This is a genomic window from Candidatus Gracilibacteria bacterium (genome assembly GCA_041661045.1).
Lineage (GTDB): Bacteria > Patescibacteriota > Gracilibacteria > UBA1369 > 2-02-FULL-48-14 > 2-02-FULL-48-14.
Genome location: JBAZVE010000001.1, coordinates 874,584 through 890,939 on the forward strand (window position 1 = coordinate 874,584; position 16,356 = coordinate 890,939).

The window sequence follows — 16,356 nt, forward strand, 5'->3', positions numbered from 1 at the left end:
CTTTCAGAGGTTATCGATTTCCATGTTCCATGCTGGAGTTAAGCATCCAGACCATGTAGGCCGCAAAAATCCATGCAAAAAAGAAGATCTCTATGGCTCCCAAGACGGTGCTACCTAGATTGATCCAAGTGAAGCCAGGAATCATTTCAAAAATAGAGTGGTGAAGATCGGCATCGGCTCCGGTTAAGCTGCTGCCATAAAGGAGACAGATTAAATAAAATACCTCGGCTCCTAAGACGCAGCGCCAACCGTATTTTGATAAAGAGAATTTCATATAAAAAGGGTTAAAAAACTTAAAGAGAAGAAACTTTGAAAGGCATCATCATTCCGCTTTCAAGGTGTTCGGGAATATGACAGTGGAGCATCCACTCGCCTGGATTAGACATTTCAACCAAGAGTTCAACCGTGGAACCTGATGGAATTAAGACTGTGTCTTTCCAAACCAAGTTATCTGACTTCACTCCATCTACGGACAAGATCAGGAAGCGTTGACCGTGTATATGGATCGGATGCTGCATTGGATGGGTGGTGTCGTCGGGATTGGCTACTTGAATTTTCACCAAGTCGCCCTCTTTGAAGTTCCAGTCGTCGATGTCCATGTTCGTTTTTTCCGTGTCTTCGTCTAAGAGCTGCCACTCCAATGTGTCTGTGTTTGAAGTGCTATTCATCATGCTCATGGTGTCTTCCCATTCAATCGGTTCTCCATCATTCATCATCCCCATCTCTGAATCATCCATCATCATTCCACCGTGCATGGAGTGAGAACCTCCCATGCCCTTCATATCTAGGTCAATGGATAGAAACTTATCTATATAGCTCTCGAAACTAGAACGGTAAGGGTCGATACTGGCGATGGTGCTCTGGTGTGTTTTAAGAGTATTGAAGTCAGTGGCGTAAGATTCAGATAGCTCTTCGTCGGAGACTTGGAAATCTGCCAAGGTATAAGTTCTATCTGGTGTTTTGTGGACTAAGGAGAAGTCACCTGATTCTGCAAACATCACCTCAACAATTGCGCGCTCGGATGGCCCAAGCAGAACTTCGTCTGCCCATTCGTCGTGTTCATAGAGTCCATTGTCTGCTCCAACCAATTTCATTTGTGCGCCGGGAATGCTTAGATTGAAAACTCGAGTGTTGGCAGCATTGGTGATGTAAAAGCGTATGACTTCACCTTTCTTTGCCGTCAGGCCGTAATCCGTGCTTCCATTCACAAGCATGGTGTTTCCAAAGCGACCCATGAGGGTGTGAGTGACTTCATCAAAGGAGTAAGAAGCCAGTTCGTTTCCTTGCATAAGGATGTCATCGACCATCAAGGTTTCTTCTCTATTCACTGGGGACCAATCTTCTTCATCGGCGACGATGATGTAGTTTCCATAGAGCCCCATGTCTTGAGCGTAATCTTCTCTCAAGTGAGGGTGGTACCAAAATACACCTGAATCATCGAAGCGAACCGAGTATGTGAACGTTTCTCCTGGCTGGATTGCCTCCTGGGTTACGTCCGGAACTCCATCAAAGGCGTTATCCAAACGCACACCGTGCGAATGAAGGGTGGTTTCGATCTCTGTGTTGTTAGTGAAATTGATCGTAACGGTTGAGCCTTGCTTCACTTTGAGTGTGGGGCCGGGAATAGAACCGTTGTAAGCCAACATTTTATAGAGTGAGCCATTGAGCTCTTTCTCAACAAAAGAGGATTCAAGGTCATAGGTGTCTCCATCATTCAGCTCTACGATTTGAGTGCTGGAGGCCAAAGGTGCTTCGGAAGTTTCTTCCACAGCACCTTCTTGGGTCGTATTCTGGCAGGCCGTGAGAAAGGAGAGAGTGAGGAAGGCGATGATCAGTGAGGTTTTTTTCATAGAATTAAAAAGGGTTAATAGATTTTCTCCCAAGTGAGTCCGCTATTCTCACTTTTGTAAACTTGGTTGTTCTCGTCGATGGCATAAACCATTTGAGGATTGCTTGCAGAAAAGGCAATAAAATAAAGAACTGCATTGGGTGCGCCCGCTAGTGAAGCCCATGTTTTCCCGCCATCATTGCTTGAAGCCAAACCTAAGGTATCTGAGAAACTGAGCATTTGGTTTCTATCTTTTGGATTTTGCGACATAGAAATGATAATGCTTGCTTCGAGAGAAGTTGATAAGCTCTCCCAGTTTTCCCCTCCATCGCTACTCATCCAAATTCCTTGCTGTGTACTCGCGTACACAGTTTTTACATCAGCCACGTCTGCTACGAGCGCGATGATCTTTTCGGGCTGTTTATCCAGTAGCATCCACGTTGTGCCCCCGTCCGTACTTTTTTGTATTTGGCCGCTAAATAGTCCGTAAATGATATTTGAATTAACAGGGCTGACAGTCATGGTATGAAAATCAACCGGCCCATTTATTCCATCTGATATTTTTTCCCAAGTCTCACCACTGTCTATCGTCTTTTGAAAGCCAATATTCCCTCCGTAAGAAGGGTGACCGCTACTGTAAAAGGTTTTGGAATTCTTTGCATCAGCCGTAAAGCCCATGAGGTCGTTTGTAGTTTCTCCAATTCGGTACAAATCTTTTTCATCTTTAAGTAGAAGCAGCCCTTCATGGGTCGCAATGTATAGTTTATTGGGATTTTCTATATCTACAGCCAAACCATGAGGGTGGGAAATGGAATTGACGGGGGTGAGTGAAACTGAAGATTCACTGGTTTCACGTTCCCACACGCTGACGCCATTTGGCGCTTCACCTATTTCGATGGTTTTGGTGACTTGATCGGTTTTGGTGTCAATGATGGAAAGGTTTCCACTCACGATATTGGTCACATAAACTTCTGAACCGTCTTTAGAGATTGCCACCCCGTGTGGACCTTCACCTGCAATGATGGTTGAAACAACTTCTTGAGATTCTAGATCGACTTTATAGACTTTATCGCTTGTGGGTTGGTCGAAGTAATAACCTTGATCGGCGATATAAACATATCGCGAATCTGGAGTTGGATAGACTTGAACAGGTCCTTTTGCGTCTGGAAGAAGAACCGTGCTTGTTTCTTTTGTTTCAATATTATGGATACCCAATTGTTTGGTGGAGTACATTGACCCAAATGCATATTTACCATCAGGTGTGACGCCGGTTTGTACCACCGCGTCTCCGAAATCAATGATTTCAAATGCTTCGGTTTCGAGATTGAGAATCCCCATTCCCTTAGTGCCCATCAGCGCAATATAAGCAAAATTTCCCTCTGGATCGAGACGAAGACCGTGAGGCTCAGAACCCTCAGGAAGATCAACCGTTTTTTCTAGGGTAAAAGTTTGAGAGTTTACTATAAAAACTTTATTTCCTTCTTGAGCATTGGCATAAGCCCACGCACTGTCCGGACTTAAGACGACATGGGCAAGATGAAGATCAGTTCCTAAATTTATTTGCTGACTGATTTCATCCGTTTTTGTAGAAACAACTACGAGTTGGTCTTCTGTATCCAGAGAGCTTTCGTTTGAATGCATGTCGTCCTCACCCTCTTCCATCGTATTTACAGTTACCCAAAGGGCCTCACCATTTGGAGACACTTGCACATTGTGAGGCATGCCAGGGAGATCTATTCTCTTTACGACCACACCTGTTTCTGGGTCGATTACGGCTACTTGATTATCATTTTCTACGGCAACATAGACCTTTTTATCAGGTGAACTTTCTTCTTGCACGGTATCTGTATTTTGACTTTGGCAAGCACTTAAAATGAGTGCTGTGCCAAGTAGGAGTGAAAGTATTTTTTTCATATCAGTGAGTTATAGGCTAAATCGATTCAATCGCCTATCACTCTCTCTGTATGACTCCTTTTAGGGTACGCCGGAGAAGGTTTCTATCCGGACGCAGCGGTACAGGACTTAAGGAAGATTTGTTTTCAGAATAAGAAAGGAAAACAAAAAATACTGGAACAACTAAGGTGAGTAGTAGTGGGAGGACTGCTTCACTTTGATTTACTGCTGACTCGAGGATGCAGTGCTCACTAAATGCACAAGTATTTTCATGTCCTTGACTACTCATTAGTAGAGCAAAAGAGAACTGGAGTAGGCTCAAGCCTACAATCAGCATCCACAGCATTTTTGTCTTTAGTGATTTCATGCTTCGAGTTTAGATCGTTTGAGTAAAACAGCGTTAATAGCCACAATGACTGTGCTGAGGGACATAAAGATCGCTGCCAAAGCGGGTTGCATTAGAATTCCGTAAGAAGCTAAAACCCCGGCCCCAAGTGGAAGGGCAACTGCATTGTATCCGGTAGCCCAGAAAAGATTTTGAATCATCTTTTTATAAGTCAGCCGTGAGAGTCGAATGATTTTCATAATATCTCTTGGGTCATTTCGTACCAAGATAATTCCTGCGGATTCGATGGCCACATTGGTTCCTGCTCCTATAGCGATTCCCAAATCTGCTTGCGTGAGGGCGGGAGCATCGTTGATGCCGTCTCCGACCATAGCAACCTTTGATCCTCTTTCTTGCAAGAGTTTTACTTTCGCCGCTTTTTGATCCGGAAGCACATTGCCAAAGTATTCATCGATTCCAAGTTCCGTTGCGACCCACTTTGCTACTTCATCGTTGTCACCGGTGATCATGGCCACTTTAAGTCCGTTTTCTTTCAACTCTTTAATGGCCTGACGTGATTCTTCGCGAATAAGGTCTCCGAGGGCAAGAGCACCCAAGGCTTTCTTTTCCCTGAGCACGAAAATGATTGTTTTACCCTTTTTATTTTCAGCTTCAATTTCTTTTTGGATCTCAGTTGGAAGTCTTATCCCTTTTTCTTCAAGGAGACTCATACTACCGATGGCGACTTCTTTGCCTTCTAAAAAGGCCTTAACTCCTTTACCGGGGATTCTTCCGAAATCTTTTACCTCTTTTATAGGAAGATTCTTTTGTTTGGCACTCTCCACTATTGCTCGCGCAATGAAATGCTCGGAATGAGCGTCTACTGAAGCTGCCAGACTTAAGACTTCACTTTCGTCTTTGGCTTCCAGCGACCAGATTTTATCTACGCCGTATTCTCCTTTTGTGAGAGTTCCTGTCTTATCAAAAAGAACCGTATTCACCTCACGAGCTACTTCTAAAGCAAGTCTTTGTTTAATCAAAAGACCATTTCGCGCTGCCATTGTTGTAGAGATAGAGGCAACTAAAGGAACTGCCAAACCGAGGGCATGAGGACAGGCAATAACGAGAACAGCAACTAAACGTTCGGTTGCGAAAACAAGTCCTGCCCCAGCAAGTAGCCATGCAACAAAAGTAATCCCACCAACGCTAATGGCGATGAGGGTTAAATAGAATGCTGCTCGATCTGAGAGCATTTGGAGCCGTGATTTGGATGCCTGAGCTTCGGCAATGAGTCGCTTCACTCCCGCAAGAAAAGTGTTTTCGCCGATTTTAGAAACTTTTATTTTCAGCATTCCATCTTCATTAATGGTTCCAGCAATCACTTCTTTCCCAACGGTTTTACTAATTGGTTTTGATTCTCCTGTAACCATGGATTCATTCACGTCTGATTTCCCCTCCACCACCAGACCATCTGCAGCGATTTTCCCGCCAGGACGAACGACAATAATGTCTCCCACTTTCAGTTCTTCCAATGGAACCATATGGGTTTCATCCCCATGAACTACCTCCGCTGTATCTGGAAGTAGTTTTGACAACTCTTTCAAAGCTCCTTGTGCCCCCTGAACCGCTCTCATTTCGATCCAATGACCGAGAAGCATAATCGTAATCAGCGTGGTGAGTTCCCAAAAAAGGGTATGTCCCAGGCCTGCAAAAGTAGCGTAGGCGCTAAAAAGATAAGCTGCCGTGATCGCAATGGAGATGAGCGTCATCATGCCGGGCATTCTTGCTCTGACTTCTCTGAAGGCTCCGACTAGAAAAACCCAGCCTCCATAAAAGAACACGATGGAACCTAAAATGAGCCCGATATACTCAGAACCAGTAAAAGTAGGGGCTGCCCATCCCAAAAGGCGTTCGGGAAGCTCCGAGTAAAGAACCACCGGCACTGTTAACAGAAGACTTACGTAGAATTTTCGAGCGAAGATATTTACGTTGTGCCCTTCGTGCTTATTAAGTCCATTTTCCATTTCGTGATGTTCATGCTTTTTTACCTCGTGATCGTGCACTGGATTTTCTTTCCTCTTTGCAGGCAATAAATTCATCCCACACAGAGGGCACATTCCAGGCTTATCTTGCTGGATTTCAGGATGCATTGGACACGTGTAGATGATATTGTCTTGTGACATAAATGAGAGTTATTTTTTTCTTTGTGCAAGTTTGTAAACTTTTAGTATCTCCGCTACAGCCTTGTCTTCTTTTCCATTTTTCATTTGCTCGATAACATGAGTGGAGAGGTGGTTTTCTAAGACCAAATCTTCAATGCCAGAGAGTGCTTCTTTAACCGCGCTGGATTGAGTGATTATATTTACGCAGTAGCTCTCATCCTCAACCATTTTTTGAAGACCACGAATTTGACCCTCAATGATTTTTAGTCTTCGTATGGCTTTGGATTTTATGTCTTTTCTCATATATACTGGAGAATACCCCTTGGGGGTATTTTATGCAACTCTTGCAATCACCGAGTTGCTTATTCAATAGAACTAATGCTGTGAGCATAAAAATCAGGCTAAGTATTTTGAAAAATAAGTTGTACGTCGTGAAAAATCCAAGCCCTACACTGAAACCAAAAATGGATATGAGGGGAATCGTACAAAGCGTACAAAATATTGTGAAAAAACCGGTTAAAAAACCGAAGCCCAGTATTGAACCTGTCTTTGTACTTTTTACTATGGACTTTCTAAGCAAGTAAAGTCTCACTAAACCTGCCAAAATCAGCGCCGTTAAAACGCTGAGTAGCCCAGAGAAAACGACGTTCTTAATCGTGAGTGAACCTCCTACAACACAGGCTGGGACTTTTCCGACTGCCGGTAGGATTTTCATCACTTGGTAATAGCCATAAAAAATGGTCATTGCCAGTGCCAGGGTATAAAGCCATTGGAGGGGTTCTTTATGAATTTTTTGTAGTCCTTTCATTTATTCAAATTTTACAAGAATATTTTGCTTATCTTTAATGATGATCTGACTCGGGTCGGTGAATGTCTGGCCGTCGACTACAAAACTAATTTTTCCGGGCTCACCTGTGTTTTCACAGATATCCCCATTTTTGTAGTCTTCCAGGTTTTCACTCGTGATACTAAGCCCTGCGTTTTTGAAAAAGTTCGCCAAAGTAATATCGGATTCGCTGAGCACAAGGCCTTCTACGTGAACCAGGTTGTCGTCGTGACCATGAATGACGTCGTGATTGCCTGAGTCGCTTAGGTTTAGCGACTTTCCACAGGCTTCGTAAGAAATTGGGGCGTGCCAGTGGACTTCGGTGTCGGTTACCGGGTTAGAAACATCTTTCAGACTATTCACGAAGCCAAAAATCATGAGTGCAATGATAAGCCCAATAGTTCCATACACTAAGATGTCCTGCACCCAGCGATTTTTTAAAAATGTTGACATGAAGTTTAGGTTAGATTTTAGAGATTACTCTGGTGAGGGTTGCTTCAATAGTTTCTGCTAGAGATTTCAGGTTCGGATTATCAACCCTACTCATGGCTACTGAAGGACGAATGGCGCCAACGCGAACCGCACCCGTTTCATCCTCGTAAACAATCACGTTACATGGCAAGAAAAGGCCGATCTCCTCTTCCAGTTCCAATGCTTTAAAAGCAGAGGGTGGATGGCATGCTCCCAAAATCAAGTAAGGGCGCATCTCTTTATCCAGTTTTTCTTTCATTTTAGCTCGGACATCAATTTCTGTGAGTACGCCAAAACCGTCCTCTTTTAAGGCCAATTTCACTAGTTCAATGGTTTCGTCAAAGGACTTCATGCTGTAGGTCGATATTGAATAGCTAGACATAAGAAGGATAGGTTAATGATTTTAATGAGAGCTTTTTATAAACCGCAACACTCATAAGGAATACTCCCAGGAGTCCTAAAAATGGGCGGATGGGTTCCAAGTAAGTGAGTAAGAGACCTGAACCAAAAAGTAGTAAAAGGAGTTTATTGCAGATTGGACAAGCGAACCCAAGAAACCCGAGCACTCCACCAACGCCTGCTTTCTTGGTCGCACAAACAGGTGCGTTCAATCCAAAAAATAAACCCATCAATATGGATTCAAGAATAAGAAATACATAGTCGAGCCAATACACGGGTGTCATTCGTTGAAAAAATGGATTTTCATATACAGCTGTGACGGCGCCAAAAATCACGAATACTGTAATAGAGATTCCGATTATTTTCAAAATTTCTCTGTTTGAAAATTTGAGGTTCATTTTAGAAGTTCATTAAAGATTTGCTCAAAGGTTTCGTACGGATATGCGCCGATAACGAGCTGCCCATTGATGACAAAACTTGGAGTGCCGTTCATCCCCGCGGCTCTGCCTGCCGCAGAGTCTTCGGCGATTTCGTCGTAGTATTTTTGTCCTTCCTGGCACTCTTTAAATTGATCAGCATCTAAGCCAAGTTGCTCTGCATAGGTGTACAAACTCTCTTCCGGGATTTTTACCGTCCCATAGCCCAATTTATTTTCCCCTTCAAAAATAAGGTCATGGTAGGCGAAGTACACTTCATCCCCTCCTTGATCTCTGGCACATTCCGCTGCATTGGCCGCTGGAGTCGCATCCGTATGACCTAGAGAAGTCAAAGGCATATCCCTGTAGACGAGTTTCACCAAGCCTTTGTCGATATAATTTTCTTTGATTAAAGGAAGAGTTTCATTAAAAAAACTTCTACAGAAAGGGCATTGATAATCCGAGAATTCGATCATGGTTATTGGAGCATCCTCTGAACCCATAAAAGGATCGTCGTCCGCATCCGTTGGATTCTGCACTTGATTGACCGTTGGTGTGGGACTTGTTGAATCACTTTGGGTAGTGGTGGTTTCCTTGGCATTTCCCATTTGCTGGCCCAAGAGAATGCCGATTCCCAATATAATCGGGAGGGTTAGGATCGGAAGTATTTTTGAAAAGGATTTCTTAGTTTCTTTCATCATAAAAAGCGTTAAGTTTAAAGGATTGAAGTAAAGACTTCACTCCCTTTGAACCACGCCTTTCGAGAAACGAATGAAGGAAGGGACTAGAGGTGGATAGGTGGAAAATTGCTTCCCGGCTAGTTGGAAAACTAGGATGGTAGTCGCGACAAAGTAGGCAGCTACCCAGAGGAGTAAAGGCTGTGGAGTCAGGTCGTTTGGTAATATCTTTGTGATGGAGGGACTGTGAATGGTGTCACAGCAAGCTTGTTCGATTGAAGCCGGAGTTTTTGTAGACAGTTGGTGCATTCCTTCCATCGACTTCATACACAAAAATGACCCCAACAGGGTGATGAGAAATAGGAATAGGATTTTTTGCGTCAATTTTTTCACCCAATTATTCTAAGCCTTTTCCATTTTAAAGCAATTTCAATGGCAACAAAGTTTTCCCTCCTCAATGCTTTCACGTCCTTCTTTAAAACACAGAAAGACGAAAACAAGCCCTGTGACTGCATCTGTCCACCAAAGACCAAATAGGAAATTGAGTCCTGTTCCAAACAAGAGAGCAAGGGACATGAGCACGCAGACAAAAGTTTGTTTGGAGTCTGCCACCAGGCTTCGACTCCTCATGGATTTTCCAGTCTTGTATTTGAGGTGGGCCAAGAAAGGCATGATGATTAAAGAAAGCGCGGCAATAATCATACCGAGGAGACTGGGCTCCGGCCCCTCATGAAGGTAAAGTTTTTTGATGGATTCAAATAGAATATAGGCTCCCAAGACATAGAAACTGTAAACCCACAAACTTGGACGCCTTTCTTTCGATTTCTTCTTCGTGTTCTTCACTCTTAATTTTTGCACTGAATCTCCAAATTATCACAGTTCCCGATATTGATTCAATGAAGCTGTCAAAGCCGAAGCCGACCAGGGCTAGACTTTCCGTTAAAGCTCCTGCCGCAATGGAAACAAGCCCTTCGAGGATATATGACTAGCGAACCTTCCTCAAGACCATTCCAAACCACCAAGGGTTTGTATACTGTTTTTTTACCTTAAAGCCAAGGTTTTTGAGTTCTTCGTAAAACTCCTTCCGCTTGTACATTTCTTTATAGGGATGAGCTAAGAAAAGCCTTAGAATTTTACCGATTCTAGTCTCGAAAGTGTCTATGGAGAGGTCTTCTAGGATGAGTTGTCCGCCTGGCTTCAAAAGTCTATGCAATTCCTTCAATGCATCTTTCCAATTTGGAATGTGGTGGATGATCCCAAAATCGACAATGGCATCGAAGGACGCATCGGTGAATCTCAAATGACTAGCATCACCTACCTCAAAGGCAATATGAGGAGCCTTCACGCGACGTTTTGCTCGTCTAATCATTTGAGGGTCAAGGTCGATGGCGTTGATGCTCTTAGGTTTGAAATGTTTTTGAATCAGCTTTGTGCCGACCCCTTGTCCGCATCCTATCTCTAAAACAGCCTTATCACTTGGTAGATCAGACATGCTTTTGAGTTTTTTTGCTTCAAATCCTTGAATAAACGCCCTTATAGGGTTATTCATCAGCCAGAACTCGATCTTGTTCATGAGCATAGCTTTTGGGTTATTTGGAGAGCTGCATGATCTTGTAAGACCCTCTCGCAACCATAAAGAAGATGAGGGAACCGATGATGAGATCGGGGTAGCTCGACTGTGTATAGTAAACCAATACTGCTGCAAGAATGACCCCTATGTTTGCGAGCACATCATTAGAGGTGCAAAGCTCGCTTGCCTTGATGTGCACGTCCTTACTCTTGGAGCGTTGGAGTACCACAAGGGAGGTGACGTTTGCAGCGAGGGCAAAAATAGAGATCAAAATCATGTACGCAAAGAGAGGAGTTTCTTCAAAACCAATGAAGCGTCTAATGACTTCTATGAGTCCGAAACTAGCAAGAGCGAGCTGAAGGTAAGCAATCAGCTTCACGATACTCTTCTTGGCTACAGTGGCTCTTCCAATGGCATAAAGGCTAAGTCCGTATACAACTGCGTCCGCAAACATATCCAGACCATCCGCTACCACGCCCATTGAGTGAATAATGAATCCTGCTGTGACTTCAACGAAGAAGAAGGCGAGGTTGATGCCTAGTACTAACTTTAGAGTTTTTTCTTCATCCTGATCGATCTCCAATTGAGCTGGGGAAGAGTTTTTTTGTGACTTCAGGAGTTTGGAGTCGAGCCGTAGGCTTTCTAGGGTTTTCGTTACTTGTTCAATATCGCCCTCGTGGTAAACCTGTACAAGCCTAGCTGAAAGATCTACCTCGATCTGCTTAATACCTTCCAGCGGTTGGAGCTTCATTCGTATCATTCTTTCCTCACTGGGGCAGTCCATCTTTGAAACCTTGAATGTGCTTTTCTGCATAGAGTTTAGTAACGGGTACACTTATAAATTTCGTCCGCGTGTTCCCTTACGATCTTGCGAGCGGACTCAATCATGTCGCGAATTTCCTTTGAAGCAAGCTCGTAAGACACTTCACGACCGATCTTTTCTTTTTGAACGAGACCACATTCCAAGAGACAAGCTAAATGAGTAGAAGTGTTCGGCTGGGAAAGCCCTGTGGCTTCTACGATTTGTGAAACGGTCTTGGCTCCTTCCATGAGTTCGGTGAGGATGGCTAGGCGGGACTGGTCAGCGAAGCCTTTGAAGAAGCGGGATTCAATTTCAAGTTGTTTCTTATCCATAAGGTATCAATACATGTTTATGTGTTTATATTAAGTAATACGAAGTCTTCAGTCAAGTTTGATATCCCTTTTTATACTGTCTCAAATGTCTCATTTAGCCTGAAACGCCATAGTTGTGTCTCACGGCAAGAGACACTACAATGAGACAGCCCAAAGGGTACTAGACCCGAGTGGCCAGCCAATTAAAAATGGGAAGTAGTCAAGTTTTTCAGCGAAAATTTTTGAAGTGATTCATATCATGCTATGATTGCGATCATATGAAATCACTTTATTGGAAGTTGCCACTTTTTCTTACTGTCTCTCTTGGTCTACTCGGAGCGATATGGCTAGGGGTAACTGTCTATCCAAATTTAACGCTTCCGATCTGTGGGGAAAAGGGTGAGTCCTCACCTGCAGTAGCGAAATCTTACGATCAATTGTCGGTTTCCAATGAATCAATTGAGTCAGGGTCGATTTGTGATCAGGTGATTGGGATGGAGAATGTCGATGCGAGTCGTACGGATTGTTCTGTTTCCTGGGTAGATGAAGAAGGGTCCACTGCCTTCCTGGTGGCAACACGCACAAATACCTGTAGAACGCATGGCCAGAAGGAACCATTTAAAAAATACTTTTTCAGCATTTTATCTGAAAACCTTGTCTTCCCAATCACGGACTTGGCGCAATTCCCGACTTTGAATGCAGAAGGCATGGAAAATGTCGCACACTATGCAAATCAGTATGGGCTTGAATCGCTCGATTATTTTGTTGGGCAATATGCGTATTTTTGGGGAAAGAAAAATGATGTCACATGCGAGGATATGGAACTTAACGGCGCCATCATGGAGCATTGTCGCTTTACTGCTATTAACGATCTTTATCCTGATTACGATGCTTACGCTAATAGCGTGAACTTGCTACTTAAAGAGTACAAAGATTGTAACGCTATGCGCGATAAAATGGGGTATGATGATGGAGAATATGGATCGTATTACAGTGGCAAGGTTAATACTATTCTTTCAGCATGCGCAATGACTTATGCGCAAGAGAATAGTGACGCTTATTACTGCCTTGACCATTTCTTTGGAGAAAAAGAGGAGGGATTTGCTGGTCGCTACGAATGTGTGGAGAGGTCGACGAATAATGTCAGTGTGGAATATTGTGACTCATTGCCAAGCAATGCGCAGGACAAGAGCAGAATGACCCCTGCATGTTATGAAGCCCTGGCCTGGGTGACACTCGATGAAAACTATTGCGACAAAATTGAATACCCTGGAAATGGCAGTGAGGAGTATTTTATAGCTCAATGCAAAGATGAAGTTCTTCAACTGAAATCTGGAGAAAAACCTCTACTAGAATAGTCTGAAACGCCATCGTTGTGTCTCACGGCAAGAGCCACTACAATGAGACAGCCTAAAGGGTACTAGACCCGAGTGGCCAGCCATTCTAGCTTTTTGTACACTAATCTGTTATAATAAGGAGATTTATTTTATATTATGTCATCAACTCGTGAAGCACCTTCTGGCAATTTAGATCCTAGTAAGGAACAAAAATTTTTAGGTGAAAATAGAGAAATCTTGGGTGATTTACTTGCAGATGAACCAGAGAAGCGCGCAGAGGCTATGTAATCACTTTTTTCAGAACTTGAACAAGCTAAGGATGTTGACTATAAAGTAGTTTTAACAAAGTTAGTTGAAAAAGGATTTTTAGCTACCGAGTCTGCTTCGGTAGGAGAAAGATTCTCGCTTGGGTTTTACTACGATCGAGGAGGGGAGCAGCAATCGATCTACAGGATGGATTTGCAAAAAGATGAAGCTGGTGAAACCCTTACTTTAACTCGTAATCCTGCTCAAGTAAGAGAAGAAACAGCAAAGAAATTAAGAGATCTTGAAAAAGAAATAGGCCAATAGATGCAAGGGTACTAGACCCGCTTAGCCAGCCATTACGGGCACTTTGAAAGCCTATGACCCACTTTCCTAGGGAGAAGGGGAACATAAGGCTAGGTTTTGTTTTGGGCGTAGGTATCCGTAAAGGAATTGTTGACATGACTCAAACGCCAGGCCATGATTAATTGATAGAAATATCTCCATTATAGCGCTATGCAGAAGACCGTCGTCATTTTCGGTGCTGGCGTCGCGGGGCTGAGTGCCGCTCATGAATTTTCACGATTGGGATATCAAGTGACGATTTATGAATCGAATCCGGATGCGGGAGGGTTTTTTAGAAGTGCACGAATGGACAAAGATCAAGGGATGCCGTCTGAATATTCGTGGCATGGTTTTGGTCCCTGGTATCACAATACCTATGACATCATGAGACAGATTCCATTTGATGACCACAATAGCGTTTATGATAAAAGTCTTTCGAGACCGATCAATTATGGCATCGCCCATGATCAGACAAATGAAGATGAGGATGTGAACGACTGCTTTAGAGCCTTGAAACGATTTCGAATGACAATGTGGGACAAAATGCGATGGGCAATCTTGCTTTTTAAAACATGGAGTGCAAATAATCGTACAAAGGAATATTACTCAAGGCTCAATGCTTCTGATGCATGGAAACCGATCATGAGCGATCGGGGCTGGAAAACATGGCGCTCCACCTTTGGCCCTTGGGTTGGTTCTGATTGGACGCGCGTATCGCTGCATCATGTCGGACAATTTTTTCGTCGCAATCTCATGTCCGGAGAAAGGCACGAGCATAAATCTGATGATGAAGGAGAAGAATGGTCACAGGGTGCAGGTGATGGTTGGCTTCTGCTTCGTGGACCAAGCAACGAATTCTGGTTTGATAAATGGGTAAAATATCTTCAAGAAAAGGGGGTGAAGATGCTTTGGCAAACATCACTTCGTAAGCTGGTCTATAACGGTAAAAGTATCACAGGAGCATGCTTGTCATCTGGAGAGATGGTGCATGCAGATATTTATGTCGTTGCGATAAATCCTTTTTCTGCTGCTGATATTTTTGATCAGACACCGGAGCTTGCAGCTCTGGACGAACTGCGTTTTTTTAGACCCCTTATAGGCGATGGTCCACATACGCAGGTCTCTTTCCATTTAGCATTTTCCGAACGAGTATCTTGGCCCAAAGAAAGAAGTGCGCTTCTTCTGCCCGATTCGGAATTCAATCTGACTCTTTTCCCAGAAGAACAAGTGTGGTCAGAAGATGTGGTGCTTGGCGACGGTGTTGTTTCATTATGGACCGGTACCGCCTGCGTCTCATCAGTGCCTGGGAGAAAATATGGTCTAGCACTTTCCCATTGTACAAAAGAACAGTTCATTGAAGAAATAAAAGACCAACTTTCTCGCTGTGCGGAATTGAATCTCCTGTTGAAGCAAGCAAATCAAGGAAGAGAGTTAAAAGATTTTTCTTTGTTAAGAATTGAAGTCTGGCATGAGTGGCAATTTTCTTCAGCAGGTATCAAACCACGCCAGCCCAAGTGGGTCATGAGCAATCATACTCAGCCCTACCTGCCCAGCCAACGAACACCAGTTCCAAATTTGCTTCTCGCAGGTGCTCACACGAAAACAGACGCAGATATTTGGAGTATCGAGGCTGCGGTTGAGAGTGGCCGACGAGCCGCAAAAATCATCGAACCTGAGGTTCATGTTATTGAGCAATACAAGCCAAGCTGGCTTCGTGCAATCAGTGCAATCGATGACATTTGTTTCCGCTTGAGACTCCCTCATGTCCTCGATATCCTCCTCATTATTGTTTCTGTAATCATAATTCTTTTCCTAGTGAGACTATCCCTGCGGATTACCTGGTACATATCCTTTTTCTAGCTGTTGAATTAAATGGACGACTGCTTCAGGAAAATTAAAACCAAAGCGATAATAAGATTCCGGTTTTAGTAAGGTATTAGTATCCACTACCCATATTTTTCCCTCCGGGTCGACTAATAGATTTTGCTGATCTAGGCCTGGGATATCTGGGACACATTTCAACTCTCTGCCCATCGATTCAAAAGAACGGAGTATTTCTTCTAAAGAATTTCTAAATTGAGGTCTTTCTGCAATGGGGCCTCTGGATGCTTCTATAATTGTGTTTGGAGCTGGAATGCCTTCTTGAATCATAAAAGGATTTGTTCTCATTGCTATTGCAAACTCGTTATCTGCTTCAAATTGAGTGCTTGATCCAAAAAAAAGTGTGTCTGGCACACTACCCTCAAAGTAGTGCTCAACAGCGGTATGTTCAACAGCATGCCTAGTAAATATTTTTTCAAGATCTCCTCTGTCTGGTGGCATGACAGAAAATCTACCCTCCGAAACCAATACTTTTACATAGCAATTACCAATTGCGAAAACCAAATATCTTTTTCCTCGGTGGCGTCTATCTACCAATACTGCTTTTCCTGAGCTTTCTAACAAACAGTTTAGCAGAGCTGCTTTGGACCGTTCTAGTAAAACCTGATTACTATTTGTGCGAGCTTTATGTAAATCCCCCTTCGGTCCAATTTTTTCGAGTTCAGTTAGTCTGTCTCGTACTTTCATCTCAGTTTCGAAGGGTGGAAAGTCTTGTAAAGTTTTTTGATGGTCCATGATTATGCGGTCGAAGATGGTTGTAGATTATTACATCCCCTCTTTTGGATGTAAATAGTGCAAAGATTGGGACGGTTGTATCTCACGGCAAGAGACACTACAATGAGCCAGCCAAAAAGGGTACTAGACCTGAAT

17 protein-coding genes are annotated in these 16,356 nt (G+C 43.4%); 3 read left to right on the plus strand and 14 right to left on the minus strand.

What is annotated here, in order from left to right; genetic code table 25:
* Positions 1-10 precede the first annotated feature (10 nt).
* The 13 genes from WC777_04310 to WC777_04370 form a co-directional block, all read right to left on the minus strand.
* Positions 11-274: a hypothetical protein gene (locus tag WC777_04310; GenBank protein ID MFA6024406.1), complete on the minus strand. Its 264-nt coding sequence runs from the start codon at positions 272-274 to the stop codon at positions 11-13.
* Positions 275-293: 19 nt separating this feature from the next.
* A complete protein-coding gene (locus WC777_04315; protein MFA6024407.1) occupies positions 294-1,850 on the minus strand; it encodes a multicopper oxidase family protein in 1,557 nt (518 codons plus the stop codon).
* 14 nt (positions 1,851-1,864) lie between these two features.
* Complete coding sequence (locus tag WC777_04320; GenBank protein ID MFA6024408.1) at positions 1,865-3,742, minus strand: hypothetical protein; 1,878 nt, start codon at positions 3,740-3,742, stop codon at positions 1,865-1,867.
* A gap of 333 nt (positions 3,743-4,075) precedes the next feature.
* A complete protein-coding gene (locus tag WC777_04325; GenBank protein MFA6024409.1) occupies positions 4,076-6,229 on the minus strand; it encodes a heavy metal translocating P-type ATPase in 2,154 nt (717 codons plus the stop codon).
* 9 nt (positions 6,230-6,238) lie between these two features.
* Positions 6,239-6,511, minus strand: coding sequence for a metal-sensing transcriptional repressor (locus WC777_04330; protein MFA6024410.1), 273 nt, complete (start codon positions 6,509-6,511; stop codon positions 6,239-6,241).
* Positions 6,512-7,016: 505 nt separating this feature from the next.
* Positions 7,017-7,487: a hypothetical protein gene (locus WC777_04335; GenBank protein MFA6024411.1), complete on the minus strand. Its 471-nt coding sequence runs from the start codon at positions 7,485-7,487 to the stop codon at positions 7,017-7,019.
* Positions 7,488-7,497: 10 nt separating this feature from the next.
* On the minus strand, positions 7,498-7,887 hold the full coding sequence (locus tag WC777_04340; protein MFA6024412.1) for a DUF302 domain-containing protein: 390 nt from the start codon (positions 7,885-7,887) through the stop codon (positions 7,498-7,500).
* Entirely contained in the window at positions 7,880-8,302 is a 423-nt protein-coding gene (locus WC777_04345; protein ID MFA6024413.1) for a hypothetical protein, read from the minus strand. Before WC777_04345 ends, WC777_04340 begins: the two co-directional genes overlap by 8 nt.
* A complete protein-coding gene (locus tag WC777_04350) occupies positions 8,263-9,021 on the minus strand; it encodes a DsbA family protein (protein ID MFA6024414.1) in 759 nt (252 codons plus the stop codon). Before WC777_04350 ends, WC777_04345 begins: the two co-directional genes overlap by 40 nt.
* A gap of 378 nt (positions 9,022-9,399) precedes the next feature.
* A complete protein-coding gene (locus WC777_04355) occupies positions 9,400-9,840 on the minus strand; it encodes a cation transporter (protein ID MFA6024415.1) in 441 nt (146 codons plus the stop codon).
* A 142-nt stretch (positions 9,841-9,982) separates the two neighbouring features.
* Complete coding sequence (locus WC777_04360) at positions 9,983-10,576, minus strand: class I SAM-dependent methyltransferase (protein MFA6024416.1); 594 nt, start codon at positions 10,574-10,576, stop codon at positions 9,983-9,985.
* Between the two features lie 10 nt (positions 10,577-10,586).
* On the minus strand, positions 10,587-11,381 hold the full coding sequence (locus tag WC777_04365) for a cation transporter (protein ID MFA6024417.1): 795 nt from the start codon (positions 11,379-11,381) through the stop codon (positions 10,587-10,589).
* A gap of 5 nt (positions 11,382-11,386) precedes the next feature.
* Complete coding sequence (locus WC777_04370; GenBank protein MFA6024418.1) at positions 11,387-11,701, minus strand: metalloregulator ArsR/SmtB family transcription factor; 315 nt, start codon at positions 11,699-11,701, stop codon at positions 11,387-11,389.
* A 257-nt stretch (positions 11,702-11,958) separates the two neighbouring features.
* On the opposite strand from WC777_04370, the gene WC777_04375 reads away from it, so the two are divergent.
* From WC777_04375 to WC777_04385, 3 genes are all read left to right on the plus strand, one after another.
* Entirely contained in the window at positions 11,959-13,038 is a 1,080-nt protein-coding gene (locus WC777_04375) for a hypothetical protein (GenBank protein ID MFA6024419.1), read from the plus strand.
* A 135-nt stretch (positions 13,039-13,173) separates the two neighbouring features.
* Complete coding sequence (locus tag WC777_04380; protein ID MFA6024420.1) at positions 13,174-13,305, plus strand: hypothetical protein; 132 nt, start codon at positions 13,174-13,176, stop codon at positions 13,303-13,305.
* A 471-nt stretch (positions 13,306-13,776) separates the two neighbouring features.
* Positions 13,777-15,465: an FAD-dependent oxidoreductase gene (locus tag WC777_04385; GenBank protein MFA6024421.1), complete on the plus strand. Its 1,689-nt coding sequence runs from the start codon at positions 13,777-13,779 to the stop codon at positions 15,463-15,465.
* Here WC777_04385 and WC777_04390 read toward each other — a convergent pair.
* Positions 15,427-16,221 (minus strand): hypothetical protein, encoded by a 795-nt coding sequence (locus tag WC777_04390; protein MFA6024422.1) that lies wholly within the window; start codon positions 16,219-16,221, stop codon positions 15,427-15,429. The two genes, WC777_04385 and WC777_04390, sit on opposite strands and share 39 nt — an antisense overlap.
* Positions 16,222-16,356 lie beyond the last annotated feature (135 nt).